The following is a 5,093-nucleotide window of genomic DNA, read 5'->3' on the forward strand; positions in this document are numbered from 1 at the left end:
AGTTAAACAAACGAAGAAATAAAGTTATATAAACTTAAATATCAGAGAGTTATACATTATTCAGTAAACACTAATTAAGGTTTGACAAAAGTATTGTAATAAATCAGCAGGAATAGCAAAAAAGACAGCGATACCGCCTGGCACACCCGTTACGGTAGAAAAAATGGTTGCTTTTTTAGTATGTTCATTGATACAATCGGTAGCCAATTGATTGATTAATTTTAGAGGAATAACATCAATAGGACGCTGCAAGGATGCTTTCTTTATTTCTGGTTCCGTACAATGAGGTCTCAAAGCCTCCACCAAAAACGCCACCCTATCAACCTTGATTCCCGGTAAGTTCATGATAGAATATATTATTTTATTCCACTTTGTAACTTCGTTTTCCATTATAAAAATATTTTTTGTGTTCAACTGGATTAATGAAAAAAGACTCAATTACCCAAAAAACTTATTTTTAACGAGAGTCTCTTTCAAATAACTCATACAAATATATGAATATTTTTTCTAAACTCAAAGATTATTCTCTTAAAGAATCTTCACGAGAGGTAAAGAATTTCATTGGTACGGTTAAAACTTCATTAGCTTAGTTGAATCCAAATAAATCGTGATATTACCAATTGCTGAGCATGAATATAAGCCTGTCTGCTACTGTCAGTTTTCTTGACAACAAGCCTCTCATATTTCGCGTATTTAAAACAAATCCTTAACTGATTGAAAATATGCCAGAAATAAGGAAGTTTCGCATTCCTTTGTCACACAGAGGGTTACGAATGTTAGGTAAATTTTTATGCCTATTCGTTACCATTTTTCGTTACTAAAACAATGCTTTAAGCGCCATAATAGCATGCTTTAAGCGCATTACATTATGTTGATAACAGCACTATATGGTGTGAACAACCTCATTATCTCATTGCTTTAACTTTTCAAAGAGAATTTTTTGCCAAAATCATCACCATATTGTCTATTCCCTGCCTATTGTTTTTCTCCAGATTGTCATTTTAGAATGAACGTTTTTTTGTCATTTTATAGGACAAAATATAACTTATTCATGCAGCATTATAAAGTCTCAGATGTAGATTTATCAAACACATTCAGAGCAAGAATTTGTTAGCTACGTTTCTTGAAAATCATATCTATGGATGAAACAGAAACTCCTCTAAATGTACCGATTAACTAAAAATTAACTGTATATAAAGAAGAAAGAGGACTTTGATGTCAAAATCCTCTTCCTCTCCTCAAGTGATTCCGTTGGGGTTCGAACCCAAGACCCACAGCTTAGAAGGCTGTTGCTCTAATCCAACTGAGCTACGGAACCATAAATCGTTTGCAAAAGTAGTCATTTAGAATGAAACAGAGGGGGAAGTTAAAGATGGATTTCGTTTTGGTTATAATTTTTTAACAAATTTAGAATTGAAATGCAACTTTTCAAAATAAGACAGTCTTTCAAAACCTTTTATTGCGTTCAATGGGTGAGAAGATAAATGTTAATAGTGAGGTTATATCCCCCTACTTTCGCACAATGTTATCGACAGTTTCACTACTATGGCGTCTGCTGACTTATCATAACAAGCTTTTTCACGTCGTGAAAGGAAACTCCCCCATAACTTCCACAACATAAAACTAACTGCAGCGTCTGTAAGACCTCATCGGATAAGGACATTGTTTGTCCCTCTTATATTGACTTCTGTTTTCTTGTAAAACACAAGGAAATCCTGTTAGCCATTCAGAATAGCTAATGCGCTTAAAGTAGTAAAATATCTACAAACCTGTTCCAATAGAAAAGAAAAATAGTTAAAGCTGCAAGCTGTTTACCGCACGGCAAGCATTTAGGATAGTTGTTCACCCTTTCTTCCTGCATAACTTCGACACTGATCGTTTACCAAATCTTCCATCACTGCCGCTTCCTCTTTTCCTACATGATACTGATTGAGCAAAGGAGCATCCAAGATGAAAACATCATGTAAACTTTCATCGCTACCTTGCGCAATTCCCTTTTCGTTTCTCATCATTTCATAATGGGCAAACTTTTCTACTGCTTCTTCTATCTTTGAGTTGAACCAAAGACAATAACCCGCATTCAAATAATCTGAAGGAATATGGTTTTTGTGAGCCATTAACTGATTGTATAGTTGCAAAGCCTGCTCATTTTCATTCTTTCGCAAATAACCCCATGCCAATGAGCGTTTGACGGACAGATTTTCAGGATATTCGTAACTAAGCTTAAACAAATATTTCATCCCCTTTTCTATTTGACTGTCATTGATGTAAGCAACGGCTAAGTTAAGCTGAACTCGTGCACTGTTCGCATCTTTTTCCAAAATACGAGTATAATATTTAATGGCTTCAGAAAAATTGCCTGAATAAAACAGAGAATTAGCCTTACCCCTTAAAGCTTGCTCGTTATCGCTATCTACATCTAACAACTTATCATATGCCAACCCTGCCCGCTTATAATCCTTTTCCTGATGGGCTAACATTGCAGACAATCTCCAATATTCTACGCTATCAATATTTTCGCAAGCATCTAACAAGCGGTGCAAGTCATCATAGAAATGATGCCTGTACAAGAATTGTCCAATCTCGAGACGTCTGTATGCCAATGTGGTATTCTGAAAGAGATTGTTGAGGACAAAAAAGACTGTATGATGCGACAACTCTGTGGAAAATGGATTATGAAAGTGATTTTTGTCCTTGTAAAGCCGATAAAACCGGTACAAATTCTGAAGATACATCCGTCGGATATAGGCTGGTTTGTGATGCTCTTCCGTATTAACTGTTGGTCCTAACAATTCTTGACTATTCAAAAGTTCCCGCATCTGTGACGGAATTTGGTTAAGAATGGAAGACGCTGCCAAAGCGAAGGAGTATTTGTCAGAATCACAGAATGGACCATGCTCCAACAAAACGCTCATAAACTGTCCGTCCCTTAACTCATGATTCATCTGACTAAGTCCAGGGTGTTGAGGATAAAAAGGTACAAACCAATTACTCAACTCCATAAAGAAACCGAAGCGTTTCATTTGAGAAAAGCCTCCAAAATAGATGTCAGACCCCGCCCTTTGCATGTTCATCATCTTTTGGAAATTCTCTTCCATGGCTTCCATGGCACGATCAGCAGCACCCGGATTGAGCATTTCTTCCAGTGGGTCTTCCTCCTTTTCTATAATTCCCGTGCGTGTGAATTGGATATTTTGCCCTTTCATCAGCTGAGGAATGATATCTTTTTGTAGCTTTTCATTGTCTGCATCCGCATTCATGCAATAAAAGAATTGTATCTGTAGTTCCAGCAATTCCTGCAAGGTTTGCTCATTTTGACAGAGTGCCGTAATGGATTTGCTTACTTCGGGGTAGATGTTTGCGTCATTGTCTGGCAAACACAATACAAGACCCACCAAAGCTCGTTGTCGTATTTCCTCATCCGTTGATTTTTGATAGATTGCTATCAATACCAATATCTTACGATAATCAAAGAGTTGAATCGCTGATAACATCAGCCCACTCAACAATAATTGTATGTCGTTGCTATCAACAGTGGGTGACAAAAATAATTCTTCCACAAATTTTGCAACACTTTCCGTCCATTGAGGAGAAACCAAGAAAGCATTGAAAACTTGGTTGATGTATTTTTGATGCTCTTCATACAACTGATTTGTTTGGAGTGTTTGTTCTCTTTTTGGTTCCAAAGATAGCATGGCAACATCTTGAACAAATTTCTCCATTTGTGTTTTAATACTTGTATCACCAAGTACAACTGATTTCGCTGTCTGATGAGCCAACTGGTATGAACCGTTTTCATGAATCATTTTCTCCAACTGTATATCACTATTCAAGGCATACAATTCACGCAATAAATTATGATATACAACATTAAACTGTGGATCTTTTAATCCACGTCTAAGAAAATCTTTCATCAAAAGATAGTCACCATTCAGCTGTTCCCACTTCAGTTGAAAAGTGGTCAATTCGTGTTTGGAAATATACTCCTGCAAATTCTCTATCGCTTTGGGTAGATTTTGTTTGCAAGTAATCAAATTCCGAATCTGTTCTAAATCAAAATCAGTATAATTCAAAATATTGGAGAGATTTAGTCAAACGTCAATTTACAATTTTGGTATAAATGCTTTTGCTTTCTGAATATCCTTTTCTAAAGGAGCTGTAGCGTGATTGAAGGTCACTTTTGGTATCGCCTTTACGGTTTTTTCATCTGTATGACAATACTTAAGGACAAGCCCCGAATAATGAGACAGTCCGTAAGTGTTGAGTGAGTCTACGGCATTGTTGTACGCCTTAATAAAAGCTTGCAACTGCTTTTTGCGGTTTTTGGTTTGGAGCAAATCCGTCCGAAACGCTATCACTCCCAATTGCTCTTTGGTCTTTTCACTCGGTGTGATTACCCGATGTTTATACAATCTTGCCGTAGTAGCTTGTGGCTCAGGCAACCACATGGCATCCATTTCATTGTTCAAAAGCATGTGCAGCCTCACTAAGACATCATTAATTTGCACCTTAAACACTTTGGCACTTGTCTTCACCCCACTAAGAGCTTGATCGGTCAGATAATCTGTTCCCGAATATCTTGTCATCGCCACCATTTTGTCTCCTAACTGATTCAACTGTTTGAGACGAGCTGTCTTGTTACTTATCAACTGCCACTGCAACGGTGTGGTAATGGGATATTCTAATTTCAAACCTTTTCGTTTGAGTCTCTCCGTTCGAACCAAATCCGACACTACCCCTTGGACGCTTCCTCCTATGATAGCAGTGTCGCAGTCCATTTGTGCAGTGAATGGCAAAAGTCTCACATCTACCTGTGCACTGTCAAACAGATGGCGGTCTTTCGCTACATAAAGTGGGATGCAATCTAAGGTTGGCAAGACCGCTATCCTAAGTGCTTCCGCATACGCCTTTTGCTCACGGGCGTTATTGGCTTTCGTTTTCTTTTCTATTTCCTGACTTTTCTGCCCACAAGAAGACAACAGTAGGATAAAGAGAATGTTGATATACAGAATCTTCTTCATATCTTCTATGTTGCTTTCCAAATAATTGGAAAATATTTGTAATTTATTAACTGTTCATTATCATTCACTTAG

At 37.3% G+C, this 5,093-nt stretch carries 3 protein-coding genes and 1 tRNA gene; all 4 read right to left on the minus strand.

Translation table 11 applies throughout. The features are described from left to right. Positions 1–60: 60 nt before the first annotated feature. Positions 61–390 (minus strand): hypothetical protein, encoded by a 330-nt coding sequence (locus DEM91_RS11965; protein ID WP_249859067.1) that lies wholly within the window; start codon positions 388–390, stop codon positions 61–63. Positions 391–1,243: 853 nt separating this feature from the next. Further along, a tRNA-Arg gene (locus DEM91_RS11970) sits at positions 1,244–1,318 on the minus strand. Positions 1,319–1,829: 511 nt separating this feature from the next. Then, positions 1,830–4,073 carry a tetratricopeptide repeat protein gene (locus DEM91_RS11975; protein WP_249859068.1) on the minus strand — a complete coding sequence of 748 codons (2,244 nt, stop codon included), beginning with the start codon at positions 4,071–4,073 and terminating at the stop codon, positions 1,830–1,832. A gap of 30 nt (positions 4,074–4,103) precedes the next feature. After that, positions 4,104–5,021, minus strand: coding sequence for an ABC transporter substrate-binding protein (locus DEM91_RS11980; protein WP_195254063.1), 918 nt, complete (start codon positions 5,019–5,021; stop codon positions 4,104–4,106). Positions 5,022–5,093: the final 72 nt, after the last annotated feature.

The organism is Prevotella sp. TCVGH, assembly GCF_023522295.1.
In the GTDB taxonomy this organism is placed as follows: Bacteria; Bacteroidota; Bacteroidia; order Bacteroidales; family Bacteroidaceae; genus Prevotella; species Prevotella timonensis.

Bases quoted from the DNA above. Each gene is read 5' to 3' on its own strand.
- DEM91_RS11980 (WP_195254063.1), bottom strand. From the start codon at position 5,021: ATGAAGAAGATTCTGTATATCAACATTCTCTTTATCCTACTGTTGTCT.
- DEM91_RS11965 (WP_249859067.1), bottom strand. From the start codon at position 390: ATGGAAAACGAAGTTACAAAGTGGAATAAAATAATATATTCTATCATG.